The sequence below is a fragment of the Pseudomonas sp. HN8-3 genome, assembly GCF_020790195.1.
GTDB classification, from domain to species: domain Bacteria; phylum Pseudomonadota; class Gammaproteobacteria; order Pseudomonadales; family Pseudomonadaceae; genus Aquipseudomonas; species Aquipseudomonas synxantha_A.
Map to the genome: position 1 here is coordinate 1,887,654 of NZ_CP086206.1, position 15,625 is coordinate 1,903,278.

Consider the following 15,625-nt stretch of genomic DNA (forward strand, 5'->3'; position numbering starts at 1 on the left):
CCACGGCAGAGGAGTGCAGGAGCGAGTGACTCGCTCCTGCCGTTGCGGGCCCGGGCGTTTATTGGCCTTGCAGCTCGGCCAGTTGAATCTGCAGCATCCTCTCCAGTTCCAGCATGAGATGCTCCAGCGCCTTGATGCCGGTTTCAATGGTTGCCCACTCTTCATTGCGAGCGCAGGTTTGCTCCAGCGCTTCGCATTGCCCAGCCAATGAATGGGCCTGAACGATACGGGCAGCGCCCTTGATTTTGTGGGCTTGTTCAATGATCTCGGGGGGGTGGGCCTGCCGGTTCAACAGCGTGACAAGCGCCTGACGGTCGTCACGGCTGCTGCTCAGCAGCTCCTCCAGCAGGCGTCGACTCAATTGCGGGTCGCCGCCGGTCAACGCTTGCAGGCACTCGAGGTTCAGGCGCTGGTTCGCAGGTTTGGGAGCGATTTGCGCCAGTTGCCGTTCCAGTACGGTCAGGCTGATGGGCTTGAACAGGCAGTCATCCATGCCGGCCTGCACGCAACGTTGTCTTTCCTCTGGCTGGGCGTTGGCAGTAAAGCCCAGCACCACACAAGGTACCAATTGCTCGCGTTGCTCATATTCACGGATTGAACGGCTCAGCTCATAGCCATTCATGATGGGCATGTTGCAATCGGCGATCACCAGGTCGAAATGCTCCTTGCGCCAGGCCTGGAACCCTGCAGCACCGTGCTCGGCGGCAGTGAATTGATGACCCAGGTAGCCCAGTTGCTGGCACATCAGCAGGCGGTTCGCCGGGTGGTCGTCTACCACCAGTACATTCAGCACCCGAGTGGCGGCCGGTGCTTCAGGCTGTTGCTCACCCACCACCGTGATCGTTTGCAGGCGGGGTACGCTCAGGTTGACGTGCACCTGGGTACCTACCATGGGCACGCTGCTCAGGCTCAACTGGCCGCCCATCATGGCGCACAGGCTGCGGCAGATCACCAGCCCCAGCCCCGCGCCGCTCCTGGCCAGTTGACCGGAATTGTCCGCTTGGGCAAAGGGTTCGAACAGACGCAGTTGATCCTCCCTGCTGATGCCGATGCCGGTGTCTTCCACCACCAGCTTCAGCTCGATCTGCTCCGGTGCCTGGGTCGGCTGTACTTCCACTTTGATCTTCACCTGGCCTTGCTCGGTGAACTTGATCGCGTTGCTCACCAGGTTCGACAGTACTTGCTTGAAGCGCAGAGGGTCTATCAGCACTTCGATATCGTTCAGGTCGGGCTTGAATTCCAGCAGCAGGCTGAGGGTTTTCTGGCGTGCCAGACCGTCGAAGACACGCACCACCGACTCAATCACCTCGCGCAGGTTGACGCGCTCCGGCGCCAGGCTGAGACGGCCGGACTCGATACGCGCGATGTCCAGGATGTCACCGATCAACTCCAGCAGATCCTTGGCCGAGTTGTACGCCACTTCGATGGCCGGGCGGTCGAGATGCCCTTGATCGGCGCGCTTGAGCGTCAGTTCGAGCATTCCGATCACGGCGTTCATGGGCGTACGGATCTCGTGGCTCATGGTGGCAAGGAACGTGCTCTTGGCGCGATTGGCCTCATCGGCCCGCTCTTTGGCGGCGCGTAGCTCATCAAACAACTCGCGTCGGTCGCTGATGTCGATCCAGCCGCCGATGATGCCCTGGACTTCGCCTGTGGAGTCGCGGTACGGCAGGATCCAGTGATAGATCGTCAGTTTGCGCTCGTGGATATGCAATGTGCGATCCAGGATCAGCGGAATGCCCTCGGCCACTACGCGCAGATAGTCGGCATGGTATTGCGCCGCCTCCGACTCCAGGGCCATGCTCATCTGGGTGACGCTTTTGCCGATCACGTCTTCGCGTTTGACGTCGAATACCTGCAGGTAGCTGTCGTTGCAGGTTTGCAGCAGGCCGTTGCGGTCACGCACGTAGATCGGATGGGGGGTTTCATTGACCAGCGCACGCATGAATTCGAATTGGTCGTTCAGGGCCCGTTCGGCCATTTTGCGGTGTTTTATCTGGCGCCGCATGTAGGCGTTCCAGGTCAGGGAAATCAGTAGCAACAGCCCGGTACCGATGATGATTCGAGATATCAATTGATGGTAGTTGCGCCAGTAGCTGTCGGACGCGGCGGTGTAACCCCGCCAACGACTGTTGATCACGCCCATTTCATCCGGGGCGATGCTGAGCAGCGCCTTGTCGAGGATCGAGCTCAGTTCCGTGGCGTGGCGCGATGTCGCCAGGGTATAAGTTGCCGGCGTAGTGCCAATGCTGGCGCTGATCTGCAGCTTGTCCTGAAAAGCCTTGGAAGACAGCAGGTAGTTGGCGATCACCAGTGTGCTCACTGCGCCATCCACTTGGCCCTGTGCGAGTAACTCCGATGCCCTGAAAGTATCACTGGTTTCGACCAGGTGAACCTGGGGGAAATCGTTGGTCAAGGTCTCGATCAAGGGGTTGCCCTGGGTTATCGCCAGGCGCTTTCCTGCCATTTGTGCGATGTTCGCGGGTGGCCCTGGCTCCTTGCGTGTCAACAATACGTAGGAGTTTTCCAGGTAGGGTCGGCTGAAATTGAGCTGCGAGTCCCTTGTGTTGCTCGGCACAATGGCCCCGATCATATCGACCTTCTGGCTGGTGACCTGATCGATCATCGCGTTGACATCACGCCCGCGTACAATCGAAAAGCGTAGGCCGGTGCGCAGGCGAATCAGCTCCAGGAGATCGGCGGTAATGCCGCGAAAGTTGCCGTCCGCATCGAAGAACGTGAGAGGCGCGAAGGTTTCATTGACGATCACCTTGACCACCGGATGCTCTTTAAGCCAGCGCTCTTCGCGTTGGGTCAGTTGCAATTTCTTGTCGGTGAGCAGGATATCGCTGCCGGCGCTCCAGCGTTTGGCGATGCTGTCTCGTTCGGTGATGGGGACCGCAGCCAGGACCGCGTCGACAATGCTCAGCAGCACGCGGTTATCTTCACGCATGGCGAAGCTGAAACCATAAGCCTCATGCTTGCCGAAATTGGCCATGCGGATGTTTTTGAGATAACCCTTGTTGATCATGTAGTGGGTGGAAATGGTGTCACCCAGAAACACATCCGCCTGGTCGAAGGCCACCGCATTCAAGGCGTTCTGATAAGACGGATAGGCGCGGATGATGGCCTTGGGGTACAGCTTTTCTACCTCATTGAGCGGCAGGTAATGGTAGACAAGGCTCAAGCGCAGCCCGTCCAGGCCCTCGTTGAGGCTACGGGTTTCTCCCTCGCGGGTGACCAGTACCGGTTGGTCCACGGCGTAGGGTTCAGAGAGGATAAGGTTCGGTGTCGCAGCCTCAAAACCGTTGGATGAGCCCAACAAGTCGATTTCCCCGGTTTCCAAGGCTCGAATGGCTGCATCCCGGGACGGGTAGCGCATTACGTTGACCGGCAAGGAGAGTGCTTTGGCCAACAACCCCGCGTAATCGGCGGTCAGCCCTTCATAATCATAGCCGCTGGACGTCAGGTCGAATGGCGGGTAATCGGGCGCGGAGGTGCCCAGCACCAGTTCGCGTTTGTTCTGTAGCCACTGGTGCTGAGCCTTGTCAAAATGAGTGCCGAGTTGAACGGCTCCCGCACGACTCAATAAGGTGAAGCGTTCCGGGTTTGTTTGGTGCTCTGCGAGCACGGCAGTGCTGAAGTACAGACCGGCACTCAATATAATCAGATAGTCCTTTATACGCCTGGGCATCCGCTTTCTCACACTAGCGCGTTTCGTTTTGCCATCTCGATGAGTTCTACCAAGGATTTGGCTTTGAGTTTTTGCATTAACCTCTTTTTATAAGTACTGACAGTCTTGTTGCTCAAAAACATGCCTTTGGCTATTTCCTTGTTAGTGCGGCCTTGTGCAAAAAGTTGCAAGACCATCAGCTCCCGGTCATTGACTGTCTTGAACAGTTCCAGTTCTTGTACATCCAGGCCTTCCGTTCCGGGGCCGTTCAACGCCTGGCTGGGGAAGTAGTTGTAACCGGACAGGACCGCACGGATGGCGCTCAGCAACTCGCTCAAGTCCCCTTCCTTGCACACATAGCCCTCGGCACCCGAGCGCATGCATCGCGTTGCAAACAGCGTAGGGCATTGCGCCGTGAGCACGAGGGTTTTCATCGAGGTGTTCATGGCGTTGAATCGGCAGAGCACCTCAAGGCCGTCGAGTTTCGGGATGCTGATGTCGAGAATCACCAGGTCTGGAAGGCATTCGCGGACCATCTGTATCGCATCGCACCCATTGTCTGTTTCGCCGACGACCTTGTAACCCTCATGCTCCAGTAACATTCGAATGGCAAGCCGGATTACCGGGTGGTCATCGATAATAAAAACTGAGTTCATAATCACATTCCATGCTGGTGCAAATAAAGCGGGCACATTAGCTCAGAAGATGAGGGCTCAGCATGAAGCTCACAGGGAGTAAATGCAAAACAGGAAAGTTCCTACGTTTAATAAGGCAAAAGCCTACAAGTTGTTAGGGGGGCGTTACAGGGTATATCAACAATTTGAAGGTGGTTGCGCCAATAAACGGGGCCTTGGATTTTACGACGGGCCTTATAGTGTTTTTCATTGAAAATGATGTTTAAGTTCCTACATGAGAGAGTTAAAAATTAACCTATTAGCCTTTCCAGCTCATCTTTGTTCAAGGGCTTGGACAAATAGCCAAGCAGTGGAAGACGTCGTTGCAAGGCTTGCCTGCTCAGGTTGATCAATTCCTGTGTGGGTAAGCCGCTTAACAGAATGGCGCCAGTGATGAAGCGCTGGCGGTTGGCGATTTCGATCAGTTCAAGCCCCGGCAGGTCAGGCAGGCATTGGTCACACAGCATCAGGTCGAAGGGGTGTTCGGACCGACTCATCGTGTGTATGGCCTGCTCGGCATTTTCCACAGGTGTCAGTTGCTCGAAGCCGAAGCTTTTGAGCAGGCACTGGGTGGCCAGAAGTTGAAAAGGGTGATCCTCCACCAAAAGAATACGAAGAGAGTGTCTGGGCATAAAAGTGCACACAGTGATGCAAGCGTCGATGGGGGCGGTAGGAATTGCGCGGCTGGCCCGTTAGGAGCGTGCGTGATTATTCTTCGGGTGCCTGTACGAATTCGATCAGGCCGCTCTGTTCCCATCGTAGGGCGATTCGTTTCAGGGAACGGGCGGCTTGATCGGATCGTTATTGAGGGCTGGAGCGCCCGGTCATCTCCCGTGCCATTTCAGTGGCGTAGCTGTCGGTCATACCGGCGATGAAGTCGATCATCCGCAGGAATGAGGCGTGCAGCGGCCAGGCCGGATCCGGCGCGCTATTGCCGAGCAAGTCCAGAATGCGCCGATTCTTGAATGACGGCGTGCGCCCGCCATGTTGTTCAAGGGCCGCGCCGCAGAAGGCGTTCAGCAGGATTTCCAGGGTGGTGTAGGCGCCGATTTCGTGCAGTGTCTTGCGCTTGTCCTGGAAGATCTTCTTGCGCGCCATGTCCTTGGCATCCAGCACACAGCGCTTCGCCGGCCCGTGCATATGCTCGACCAGATCGCCCGGCAGCGTGCCGGCGAGCAGGGCGTCCTGCTGTTCGACAAAGGCCTGCGCCGCTGCATTGGTCAGGTGCTCAATCGCTTTGCCGCGCAAGATCGCCAGCTTGCGGCGCCGAGAGTCAAGCGGGCCCAATTGGCGGTACGTCTGCGGCAAGTCATCGCCCACCAGATCAAGCAACAGCGACTCGACTTCGGCGTACTGCAGCAGCTCCATTTCCAGGCCGTCTTCCAGGTCGATCAGCGCATAGCAGATGTCGTCGGCCGCTTCCATCAGGTATACGAGCGGGTGACGGGCCCAGCGTTGCTCTTCAAGCTGGGGAAGGCCGAGCTTATGGGCGATTTGCTCCAGAATCGGCAGCTCGCTCTGGTAACAGCCGAACTTGTGCTTCTTGTAGCCCAGCGAGTCGGCGTGGCGGGCGGTCCAGGGGTACTTGAGGTACGTCCCCAAGGTGGCGTAGGTCAGCCGCGTGCCGCCGTCGAACTGATGGTATTCAAGTTGGGTCAGTACCCGAAAGCCCTGGGCATTGCCTTCGAAGTTGAGAAAGTCATTGCGTTCGGCGCTGCTCATGTCGTCCAACCAGCCGCGCCCGGCGGCCTGTTGGAACCAGTGGCGAATGGCATCCTCGCCGGAGTGCCCGAACGGCGGGTTACCGATATCGTGGGCAAGGCAAGCCGATTGCACCACCATGCCCAGGTCGCTCGGGTCGCACCAGTCGGGCAGGGCGCCGCGCAACGTTTCACCCACGCGCATACCCAGGGAGCGGCCGACGCAACTGACTTCCAGCGAATGGGTCAGGCGCGTGTGGATATGGTCGTTGCTCGATACCGGATGCACCTGGGTCTTGCGGCCCAGGCGCCGGAACGCGCCGGAGAAAATAATGCGGTCGTGGTCTTTGTGAAAGGGGCTGCGGCCCAGTTCTTCAGGGCTGTGCAGAGGTTTTCCCAGGCGTTCGCGGTTCAGCAGGGTGGGCCAATCCAAGGCAACTACTCTCCGTTCGGTGAATGACATCCGCCAGCTTCCCGTTTCCGGCGTGGCGGAGCAAGCAAAAATCTACAGGTCGGCGGTGCGGGCGAAAAAAGGCCCGGCACCCGTTGGCGAGGGCCGGGCCACTGGTATCGGCACGCTAAACGCCGGCAAAGGTTTAACTTTTGCGCGAGCCTTGCATGGCCAATTTGATCAATGGGATCAACCCTGCACCCAGCCGCACCAGACGTGTCACGCTGCTGATACTGCCGCCCTTGGCGCCCTTGCCGGTGAAAAAGCCCATCAGCGTCACCGCCGCCACGCCCCACAGTGGCGCGTGCTTGATGCCCAGGCTGTCCTGCCAGTTGTGGCGCATGTTGCGCATTTTCTGCAGAGGGGCCATCAGTTGCTGGGACTCATGACGGATTTCCTGGCGGTGCATTTCCATGCGCAGGCGGATCAGCGTCTTGCGCATTTCCCGGCGGGAGGTATTTTTCGGGATCTCGGTCATGCTCATGGCAGCAGGCGCTCCCGGTCGTTGGCCAGCTCTTCGAGCGTGGCGTGGAAGGGCGTGGATTCATCGAACACCGCCGCTTTCAGGCGCACACCGCAGAAGGCCGCGGCCAGGCTATAGAACACGCAAAGGCAGATGATCCCCGTCAGGCGGTAGCCGGTATCCCACACCAGGATCATCACCAGCGTCGACAACCCTACCAGCAACAGCAGGGCGAACACCAACGCCAGACCGGCAAACAACAACAGGCTGACAGTGCGGGCCTTTTGCTCCTGCAATTCGATGCCAAACAACTCGACATGGCTGTGCAGCAAGCCCAGCACAGCGGCGCCCAGGCGTCGGGAGGTGGAACCGCTTGCCGAAGAATGTGCGCTCGTTGATGAGCTGGATTCGCCGATAGACATGATTAGCGCCTTGTAGCCAGCAGACCGATCAAAAAGCCCACGCCGGCAGCGATGCCGACTGACTGCCATGGGTTGGCTTGCACGTAGTCTTCGGTGGCGGTGATGGCCGCCTGACCGCGCTCGCGCAGGGAGTCTTCGGTCAGTTGCAAGGTCTCGCGGGCCTTGAGCAGGCTCTCGTGGATCTTGGTGCGCAGTTCGTCGGCCTGATCGCCGGCCAGCACTGCGGTGTCGTCCAGCAACCTTTCGGTATCACTGACCAGGGTTTGAAAATCCGCCATCAGTATCTCTTGAGCAGTCTTTGCTGTTTTACCGGCCATGGTTGTCTCCGTGTGTGGCTGATCTGTACGTGTGGTTTCGAGTCGCGGCGTTCGCTGAAGGTTCACTGCAATTGTGTGGTACAGCTTTTGCTTTGCATTGGTGCGCAGGCTCAGAGGCCCGCGCCGAATATGGGCGGTCGGGGCGCAAGCCTTGAAAAACCTTACCCTAAATAACTAAAACCCGCGGAAAAACCCTGTCGGCAACGGTCAGTTGTGTTGATCGCTGCGCTAAAGCGGTTCGTGCCCTCCCAAGAGGGACGAAGCCGGTGGTACCCATTTAGTGCGCCAACCCTCAGCTTGAACCGATTTGGTGCTTTTTGCCTTGATGCAGGCCTGCCAACCTCCATGGAAAATCTGCAAAGTGCGGTGGATACACTCGTCCACAGTTCCAACACCCTGTTTATCCTGATTGGCGCGGTCATGGTCCTGGCCATGCACGCCGGCTTTGCCTTCCTTGAAGTCGGCACGGTGCGCCAGAAGAATCAGGTCAACGCCCTGTCGAAAATCCTCAGCGATTTCGCCATCTCCACCCTGGCCTATTTCTTTATAGGCTATTGGATCTCATACGGTGTGAGCTTCATGCAACCGGCAGCCGTCATCAGCGCCGATCATGGCTATGGCCTGGTGAAGTTTTTCTTCCTGCTGACCTTCGCCGCGGCGATCCCTGCGATCATTTCCGGTGGCATAGCCGAACGTGCGAAGTTTGCGCCGCAGTTGTGCGCCACTGCACTGATCGTGGCGTTTATCTACCCGTTCTTCGAGGGCATGGTGTGGAACGGCAATTTCGGTCTGCAAGCCTGGCTGCTTGCAAGCTTTGGCGCCAGTTTTCACGATTTTGCCGGTTCCGTGGTGGTGCACGCCATGGGCGGCTGGCTGGCGCTGGCGGCGGTGTTGCTGCTGGGGCCGCGCAATGGACGTTATCGCGAAGGGCGCCTGGTGGCGTTTGCACCGTCGAGCATCCCGTTCCTGGCGCTGGGGTCGTGGATCCTGATCGTGGGATGGTTCGGCTTTAACGTGATGAGTGCGCAGACCCTCAACGGGGTCAGCGGCCTGGTGGCCGTCAATTCGTTGATGGCCATGGTTGGCGGTACCGTGGCCGCGCTGGTGATCGGCCGTAACGACCCAGGATTCCTGCACAACGGCCCCTTGGCCGGGCTGGTGGCGATCTGCGCAGGTTCCGACCTGATGCATCCGGTGGGCGCGCTGGTCACCGGAGTAGTCGCAGGCGGCTTGTTTGTGTGGTGCTTTATCGCCGCCCAGGCACGCTGGAAGATCGACGATGTGCTGGGCGTATGGCCGTTGCACGGCTTGTGTGGCGTGTGGGGCGGCATCGCCTGCGGCATCTTCGGGCAGGCCACCCTGGGTGGGCTTGGCGGCGTCAGCTTGATCAGCCAGTTGATCGGCACCGGCCTGGGCGTGTCGGTGGCGTTTGGTGGCGGCTTGCTGGTGTACGGCGTGATCAAGCGCGTGCAAGGGCTGCGCTTGAGTCAGGAAGAGGAGTATTACGGCGCGGACCTGTCGATCCACAAGATCGGTGCGGTCAGTCAGGATTGATCGGCGCTTGTTCATCAGTGTGTGGCGGCGGATAAAACCCGTGCAGCAAGCGATAGTGGTTCTGCCGCACTTCATCCACCCGAGCCTGTACCTGTTGGTCCGGCAGGCCCAGCAGGATCAGGGCGTGGGACGCGAGCATCAGGCTTGACTCAAGCAACTCGGGCACCACTTCGCTGGCCCCCGCGGCCTTGAGTTCAGCCAACTGGCTGTCATCACGGGTGCGCACCAGGATCGGCACCTGTGGGTTGATCCGTCGCGCTTCCTTGAGCACCACCAGGGCGACATCGCTGTTGTCGACGGCGATCACCACCAACCGCGCGCGCTCCAGGCCCACGGCACTGAGCAAGGCACCCCGGCGGCAGTCGCCATAATGCACGCTGCTTTCCTCGGTAGCGGCCTCCTGCACCCGTTCGGGGTCGTCATCCAGGGCGATAAACGCCTGGTGCTCGCGGCGCAAAAACCGCCCGATCGATTGTCCCACCCGACCATAACCGCAAATCACCGCGTGCCCGTGCAACTGAGCGTTGAGCGCGGTGATGTGCTCCAGTTGCACTTGCTGGTTGGGCTTGCGATGCAGGCGCAGGGCAATGGCCGGCGCTGCGCGCAACAGCAGCGGCGTCAACAGCATCGAGCAGAACGTGGCGGCCAGTAGCAGGCCGTTGAACTCATCCGGAATCAACCGGCTCTGCTGCATCTGCGCCATCAGCGCGAAACAGAACTCGCCACCCTGGGCCAGGGCCAGGCCGCTGCGCCAGGCGGTTTCAGTGTCGCTGCCACGCAGCTTGACCAGTACGGCCACCACAGAGCCTTTGACCAACATCAGCGTAAGGGTCAGGCCGAGGATCAACAGGCTGTGGCTGACGAATAACTGCAGGTCGATCAACATGCCGATGCTGACGAAAAACAGCCCCAGCAGAATGTCGCGAAACGGCCGGATATCCGCTTCTATCTGGTGACGATAATGACTCTCGCCCAGCAACATACCGGCCAGAAACGCACCAAGGGCAGGGGACAGGCCGAGCAGGTGGGTGAGCCAGGCGGTGAGCAAGACAATTACCAGCGCCAGCAGCACGAACAACTCTGCGGAATGGGACGCGGCGACCTCATGGAACAACCGCGGCAGCAACCAGCGGCTGGCGAATAACAGGCCGACGAACAACACCACGGTTTTGCCCAGGGTCAGCGGCAATGCCCAGTACCAGGCTTGGTCACTGCTGCCGGCAAACACCGGCACCAGTGTCAGCAGCAATACCGCCACCACATCCTGGAACAGCAGCACGCCTATCGCATTCTGGCCGTGGCTGCTGAAGATCTCCCCAAGACTGGTCAGTTCCTTGCTGACGATGGCCGTGGACGACAACGCCAACCCTGCACCCAGTAACAGCGCGATGCCCGGCGCCAGGCCCAAGCCCATCAGCGCAGCGCCGAGCAGGGCGCCGCATCCCAACACCTGCAAACTGCCCAGGCCGAACACCACGCGGCGCAGGGCGAACATTTTCGACAGGGAAAACTCCAGGCCCAGGGAGAACAGCAGAAACACCACGCCCATCTCGGCCAAGTCCGGCAGGTCCTCGTTGTCGTTCACCCAGTCCAAAGCAGTCGGCCCCACCGCCAGGCCCACGCACAGGTAGCCCAGCACGGGCGGCAGTTGCAGCCGGCGAAACAGCGCAATCACCACCAGGGATGAGGCCAGGATGATCAGCAGGTTGGCAAACACAGGCATCTCCATTGCAGGTGGACGGGCAAAAAGCCGCGAGAATCGCTGAATCAGTTATAGGCCATGGTGACCTGGATCAGGTGTTTTGTCGGCAATGGGATTTCACGGCGCGAGCGGGTTTAGAATGGTCACTTGTTTTTCTGACCGGGTTCTTTCGTCATGCCTCCTGAATGCCAGCTGTTCGGCACCCTGGGTTGCCATCTGTGTGAAATTGCCGAAGCCGAAATCATGCCGCTCGTCGAACACGGGCTGCTGGTGGAGTTGGTGGATATCACTGAGCCAGATGACCTGACAGAAGACTACGGCCTGCGGATTCCGGTGCTTCGCCGCAAGGACACCGGGGCGGAACTGGACTGGCCGTTCGACACCGACCAGGTCGTTGCCTTTCTGCGCTGACGTTTATCCGATGGCGGGCTTGCGAATATTACGTTACTGTATATTCGTACAGCGATTGAATAGAGGGAACGCCCGTGGTGAATGTTGAACAATTGAAAAGCAGCGTCAATCGCATGTCCGCCGATGTGGTGCGCGACGCGGTCAACGAGCTGCGCCTCGATGGGCTGGTCACGGAAGGCAAGACGCCCTTCAACAAAGTGCATTTCAACACCTGCTTTGCGGAAATCGAGGCGCTGTTCCAGCGTGCCGGTTATCACAAACAGTTGGATGTGGTGGGTTATCAAGGCTTGCTCTACGCGCTCTATGATCCGGGCCGTTGGGAAGCAGTGGACGTACTGCGCTGGCTCAAGGAGTTCACCGAGGCGGCGAGCGCTTCGCCGGTGCTGCGGGCCCAACTGGCCAAGGCATGAGAACGGCCCTAGGCTCAATCGCGCTCCATGCGGGATAATGCCCGCCTGTTTCCAGGTTCGAGCATTTGCATGTCCACTTCCGGTTTTTCCGCCGCCCAGCACCAAGCCAGCACGTTGTATCTGCCACCGGGGCCTTGGGCAACGGTGATCGACTGCCTGTGCGATCACTTCCCGGCCATTGCCCGTGAGCAGTGGCTGGACCGCATTGCCCGGGAACGAGTGCTGGATATCAATGGCAGCCCGATCAGCCTGGGCCTGGCCTACAAGGAAGGCCTGTGCATCTATTACTTTCGCGAAGTACCCAACGAAAAAGTGATTCCGGTACAGGAAACTATCCTGTACGCCGATGAACATCTGGTGGTGGCGGACAAGCCGCATTTCCTGCCGGTGACTCCCGCCGGCGAGTACGTTGAGCAAACCCTGTTGCGTCGCCTGATCCGTCGCCTGGACAACCCCGCCCTGGTGCCGTTGCACCGCATTGACCGGCACACGGCGGGGCTGGTGCTGTTCTCGGCCAACCCGCAAAGCCGCTCGGCGTACCAGCAACTGTTTCCCACGCGGCGTATCGACAAATTCTACGAAGCCATCGCCCCGGCCCTGCCGAATCTGAGCTTTCCCCTGGTGCATAAAAGCCGCCTGGTGGATGGCGAACCCTTCTTTCGGATGCAGGAAGGGCCGGGCGCCAGCAACACCGAGACGGCCGTTGAAGTGCGCGAGAAAAAGGGTGGTTTGTGGCGTTACGGTCTGTTCCCGGTGACCGGCAAGAAACACCAGCTGCGCGTACACATGACTGCCCTCGGGGCGAGTATCTGCAATGACCCGTTCTATCCCGTTGTGGTCAAGGACGCCGAGGACGACTACGCCCACCCCCTGAAGCTGCTGGCCCAGGGCGTGCGTTTCATCGACCCGCTAAATGGTGAAGAACGCAGTTTTCACAGCCGTATCACCCTCGACTGGTAAACGCCGCAAACGACAAGGCCCGCGCGAGGCGGGCCTTGTTGGCAAGCGTTAAGGCTTACAGATCTTTAACGGTGCGAACCTGGTCTTTATTGATGCGGGTGCGCTTGCCGTCAAGCTGTTGGAATTCGTAGAAACCCGAATCTTCGTCAAATTTCGGGGTGTCGACGGCCTGGATTTCGCGACCGTCATTCAGGGTGATCACTGTTGGCGAGGCGCAACCGGCGAGGGTGGCGAGGCCCAGTGCAAGCATGAGAGCGGCGATGGTCCGTTGAGTCATGAGTTTGTCTCCGAGAAAATACTTTTAAATTGCTGACCTTGTGACGTATGGGACGTCGGCAAAGTTCCTTGTGAAAGGCTCATTCTGACACGCCAGCCCGTGGGTGCAACAGCTCGGGCGTATTAAGATTGGCCAGGCGCGGGTCATCGGCCGGGCATTCCAGGCCGACGCCACCCAGTTGCAGCAGGACCTTGCGCGGGCTGCGTTCACCCGCTTGCCAGGCCCGTTCCACCTGATCTTTCAGGTCTGTTGGGATAATGCACAGCAAGGGTTCCCAGAACTCGCCATGACGCACCATGATGGGAACCTGCGGATTGCGTTGGGCAATCTGACGCAAGTCGGCCAGCAGTCGCTCATCAATCTGCGGCACATCGCACGGCAAGATCAGCAGATGTTCATGGCGTGCAGCGAAGAGTCCTGCTCGGATACCCGCCAACGGGCCGGGAAAGTCCGGGCTGTCATCACTGACCAGTTGGTCGGCATAGGGCGCGTAGTGTTCAAGGTTGCGATTGCACGAGATGATCAGGTCATCCGTGAGCGGCCTGGCCAGCCGTTGCAGGTGGGCAATCAAGGGCTCGCCCCGCCATTGAAGCAGCCCCTTGTCCTGGCCGCCCATGCGTTGGCCACGACCACCGGCCAACAACAGAATCGAACAAGGCAGGGGTGAAGATTCAAGAGACATGGCGGTTCCACTGCGGCAGGTAAAGAGGGGCCTGTGATATAACATCGGGCTGTTTTTTCGACAACTGGACCGAGCCATGAAAGCCAAGGCCGATGCGCCCTTTGTACCCCTGAATATTGCTGTATTGACCGTCAGCGACACCCGCACCCTGGACACCGACACCTCCGGCCAGGTCTTCGTCGATCGCCTGACCGCCGCCGGCCACCACCTGGCCGAGCGCGTGCTGCTCAAGGACGACCTCTACAAGATTCGCGCCCAGGTTGCCCACTGGATCGCCGAAGACGTGGTGCAAGTGGTGCTGATCACCGGGGGCACCGGCTTCACCGGCCGTGACAGCACCCCTGAAGCCGTGAGCTGCCTGCTCGACAAGCAGGTCGATGGCTTCGGCGAACTGTTCCGCCAGATCTCCGTGGCCGATATCGGCACCTCCACCGTGCAATCGCGCGCCCTGGCCGGCCTGGCCAATGGCACCCTGGTGTGCTGCCTGCCGGGCTCCACCAATGCCGTGCGCACCGGTTGGGATGGCATCCTCGCCGAGCAACTGGATAATCGTCACCGCCCATGCAATTTCGTCCCGCACCTGAAGCAGGCCCAACCCTGTGAATCCCGTGGATAAGCCGGGCAAGACCGGCGCACTGATGCCGGTGGAAGCTGCCTTGCAGCGGCTGCTCGCCATGGCGGAATCGGCGCCGATCCGTGACCAGCATGTGCTGCCCCTGGCGCAGTGCGATGGCCGCGTACTGGCTCAGGACCTGATCTCGACGCTCGACCTGCCGCCGTGGCCCAACAGTGCCATGGACGGCTACGCCGTTCGCCTGGCGGACTGGACCGGGGAACCGCTGGTGGTGAGCCAACGCATTTTCGCCGGCACTGCGCCCGAGGCGCTGGCGGCCGGCACCTGCGCACGGATCTTTACCGGCGCGCCGGTACCCGAAGGCGCAGACTGCGTGCAAATGCAGGAAAACGCGGTGGTTCATGCCGATCAGCGCGTGAGTTTCACCGAGCCGTTACGGGTGGGCGACAACATCCGACCACAGGGCCAGGAGACTACGGTGGGTGAGTGCGTACTCAGCGCCGGAACGCGCCTGGGGCCCATCGAGTTGGGCCTGGCTGCGTCTCTGGGGCGGGATCGGCTCGATGTGGTGCGCCGCCCGCGCGTGGCCGTGCTGTCGACCGGCGACGAATTGATCGAGCCAGGCTTGCCGTTGGGCCCGGGGCAGATCTACAACAGCAACCGTCGCGTGCTGTGCAGCTGGCTAGCGCGCATGGGCTGCGAAGTGATCGATGCGGGGATTCTGCCGGATGATCTGGAACAGACCCGTACGTGTTTGGCCGGCCTGGGTAGCGTCGACCTGATTCTGTCTACCGGCGGTGTGTCGGTGGGCGAAGCGGACTTCCTCGGCATTGCCTTGCGTGAAGAGGGCGAGTTGGCGTTGTGGAAGCTGGCGATCAAGCCAGGCAAACCGCTGACCTTCGGGCATTTTCGTGGCGTGCCGGTGATCGGCCTGCCAGGTAACCCGGCCTCGACCCTGGTGACCTTTGCGCTATTGGCGCGCCCGTACCTGCTGCGCCGCCAAGGCGTGGCGCAGGTGCAGCCGCTGCGTTTCGAGGTGCCGGCAGGATTCGACTGGCCCAAGCCTGGCAACCGCCGCGAATACCTGCGCGGGCGTATCGAGCAGGGCAAGGCGATTATCTATCGCAACCAGAGCTCCGGGGTGCTGCGCAGTGCGGCGTGGGCGGAGGGGTTTGTGGAGGTGATGGAGGGGACCACATTGGCCATTGGCGACCGGGTCAATTTCATCCCCCTGAGCGAAGTCCTGAACTGAACACAGATCAAAAAATGTGGGAGGAGGCTTGCTCCCGATAGCGGTGTATCAGCCCCAGATAGGTTGGCTGTAATGACGCTATCGGGAGCAAGCCCCCTCCCAC

General features: G+C 59.9%; 16 protein-coding genes. 6 read left to right on the forward strand and 10 right to left on the reverse strand.

The annotated features are described in order from the left end of the window. Positions 1-58 precede the first annotated feature (58 nt). The 7 genes from LJX92_RS08580 to LJX92_RS08610 all read right to left on the reverse strand — a co-directional run bounded on the left by LJX92_RS08580 (position 59) and on the right by LJX92_RS08610 (position 7,700). Entirely contained in the window at positions 59-3,694 is a 3,636-nt protein-coding gene (locus LJX92_RS08580) for a transporter substrate-binding domain-containing protein (protein WP_078820706.1), read from the reverse strand. An 8-nt stretch (positions 3,695-3,702) separates the two neighbouring features. After that, on the reverse strand, positions 3,703-4,329 hold the full coding sequence (locus LJX92_RS08585) for a response regulator transcription factor (protein WP_005786466.1): 627 nt from the start codon (positions 4,327-4,329) through the stop codon (positions 3,703-3,705). A 269-nt stretch (positions 4,330-4,598) separates the two neighbouring features. Continuing rightward, complete coding sequence (locus LJX92_RS08590; RefSeq protein WP_032877121.1) at positions 4,599-4,979, reverse strand: response regulator; 381 nt, start codon at positions 4,977-4,979, stop codon at positions 4,599-4,601. A gap of 169 nt (positions 4,980-5,148) precedes the next feature. After that, entirely contained in the window at positions 5,149-6,480 is a 1,332-nt protein-coding gene (locus LJX92_RS08595; protein ID WP_005786469.1) for a deoxyguanosinetriphosphate triphosphohydrolase, read from the reverse strand. A gap of 163 nt (positions 6,481-6,643) precedes the next feature. Then, positions 6,644-6,982: a hypothetical protein gene (locus LJX92_RS08600; RefSeq protein WP_032877120.1), complete on the reverse strand. Its 339-nt coding sequence runs from the start codon at positions 6,980-6,982 to the stop codon at positions 6,644-6,646. After that, positions 6,979-7,383 (reverse strand): phage holin family protein, encoded by a 405-nt coding sequence (locus LJX92_RS08605; protein WP_005786473.1) that lies wholly within the window; start codon positions 7,381-7,383, stop codon positions 6,979-6,981. The genes LJX92_RS08600 and LJX92_RS08605 overlap by 4 nt, the downstream gene beginning before the upstream one ends. Positions 7,384-7,385: 2 nt before the next feature. Further along, positions 7,386-7,700 carry a DUF883 family protein gene (locus LJX92_RS08610; protein WP_005786475.1) on the reverse strand — a complete coding sequence of 105 codons (315 nt, stop codon included), beginning with the start codon at positions 7,698-7,700 and terminating at the stop codon, positions 7,386-7,388. Between the two features lie 345 nt (positions 7,701-8,045). Between LJX92_RS08610 and LJX92_RS08615 the strand changes: the two genes are divergently transcribed. Further along, a complete protein-coding gene (locus LJX92_RS08615; protein WP_032877119.1) occupies positions 8,046-9,254 on the forward strand; it encodes an ammonium transporter in 1,209 nt (402 codons plus the stop codon). On the opposite strand, the gene LJX92_RS08620 is transcribed toward LJX92_RS08615, so the two are convergent. Continuing rightward, entirely contained in the window at positions 9,241-10,977 is a 1,737-nt protein-coding gene (locus tag LJX92_RS08620; RefSeq protein ID WP_143508419.1) for a cation:proton antiporter, read from the reverse strand. The two genes, LJX92_RS08615 and LJX92_RS08620, sit on opposite strands and share 14 nt — an antisense overlap. 153 nt (positions 10,978-11,130) lie before the next feature. On the opposite strand from LJX92_RS08620, the gene LJX92_RS08625 reads away from it, so the two are divergent. The 3 genes from LJX92_RS08625 (at position 11,131) to LJX92_RS08635 (ending at position 12,737) form a co-directional block, all read left to right on the forward strand. After that, positions 11,131-11,367 carry a glutaredoxin family protein gene (locus LJX92_RS08625; protein ID WP_005786480.1) on the forward strand — a complete coding sequence of 79 codons (237 nt, stop codon included), beginning with the start codon at positions 11,131-11,133 and terminating at the stop codon, positions 11,365-11,367. Between the two features lie 74 nt (positions 11,368-11,441). Beyond that, entirely contained in the window at positions 11,442-11,777 is a 336-nt protein-coding gene (locus tag LJX92_RS08630) for a hypothetical protein (protein ID WP_003189932.1), read from the forward strand. A 69-nt stretch (positions 11,778-11,846) separates the two neighbouring features. After that, complete coding sequence (locus LJX92_RS08635; RefSeq protein WP_223018403.1) at positions 11,847-12,737, forward strand: pseudouridine synthase; 891 nt, start codon at positions 11,847-11,849, stop codon at positions 12,735-12,737. Positions 12,738-12,792: 55 nt separating this feature from the next. On the opposite strand, the gene LJX92_RS08640 is transcribed toward LJX92_RS08635, so the two are convergent. Then, positions 12,793-13,014, reverse strand: coding sequence for a YgdI/YgdR family lipoprotein (locus LJX92_RS08640; protein ID WP_005786486.1), 222 nt, complete (start codon positions 13,012-13,014; stop codon positions 12,793-12,795). Between the two features lie 79 nt (positions 13,015-13,093). Beyond that, entirely contained in the window at positions 13,094-13,696 is a 603-nt protein-coding gene (gene mobA / locus LJX92_RS08645) for a molybdenum cofactor guanylyltransferase MobA (RefSeq protein WP_032877118.1), read from the reverse strand. Between the two features lie 76 nt (positions 13,697-13,772). Here mobA and moaB point away from each other — a divergent pair, with 76 nt between their 5' ends. Together moaB and glp are read left to right on the forward strand one after the other, a co-directional pair. Next, on the forward strand, positions 13,773-14,312 hold the full coding sequence (gene moaB, locus LJX92_RS08650; RefSeq protein WP_032877117.1) for a molybdenum cofactor biosynthesis protein B: 540 nt from the start codon (positions 13,773-13,775) through the stop codon (positions 14,310-14,312). Further along, positions 14,296-15,522, forward strand: coding sequence for a gephyrin-like molybdotransferase Glp (gene glp, locus LJX92_RS08655; RefSeq protein WP_228309583.1), 1,227 nt, complete (start codon positions 14,296-14,298; stop codon positions 15,520-15,522). The genes moaB and glp overlap by 17 nt, the downstream gene beginning before the upstream one ends. Positions 15,523-15,625: the final 103 nt, after the last annotated feature.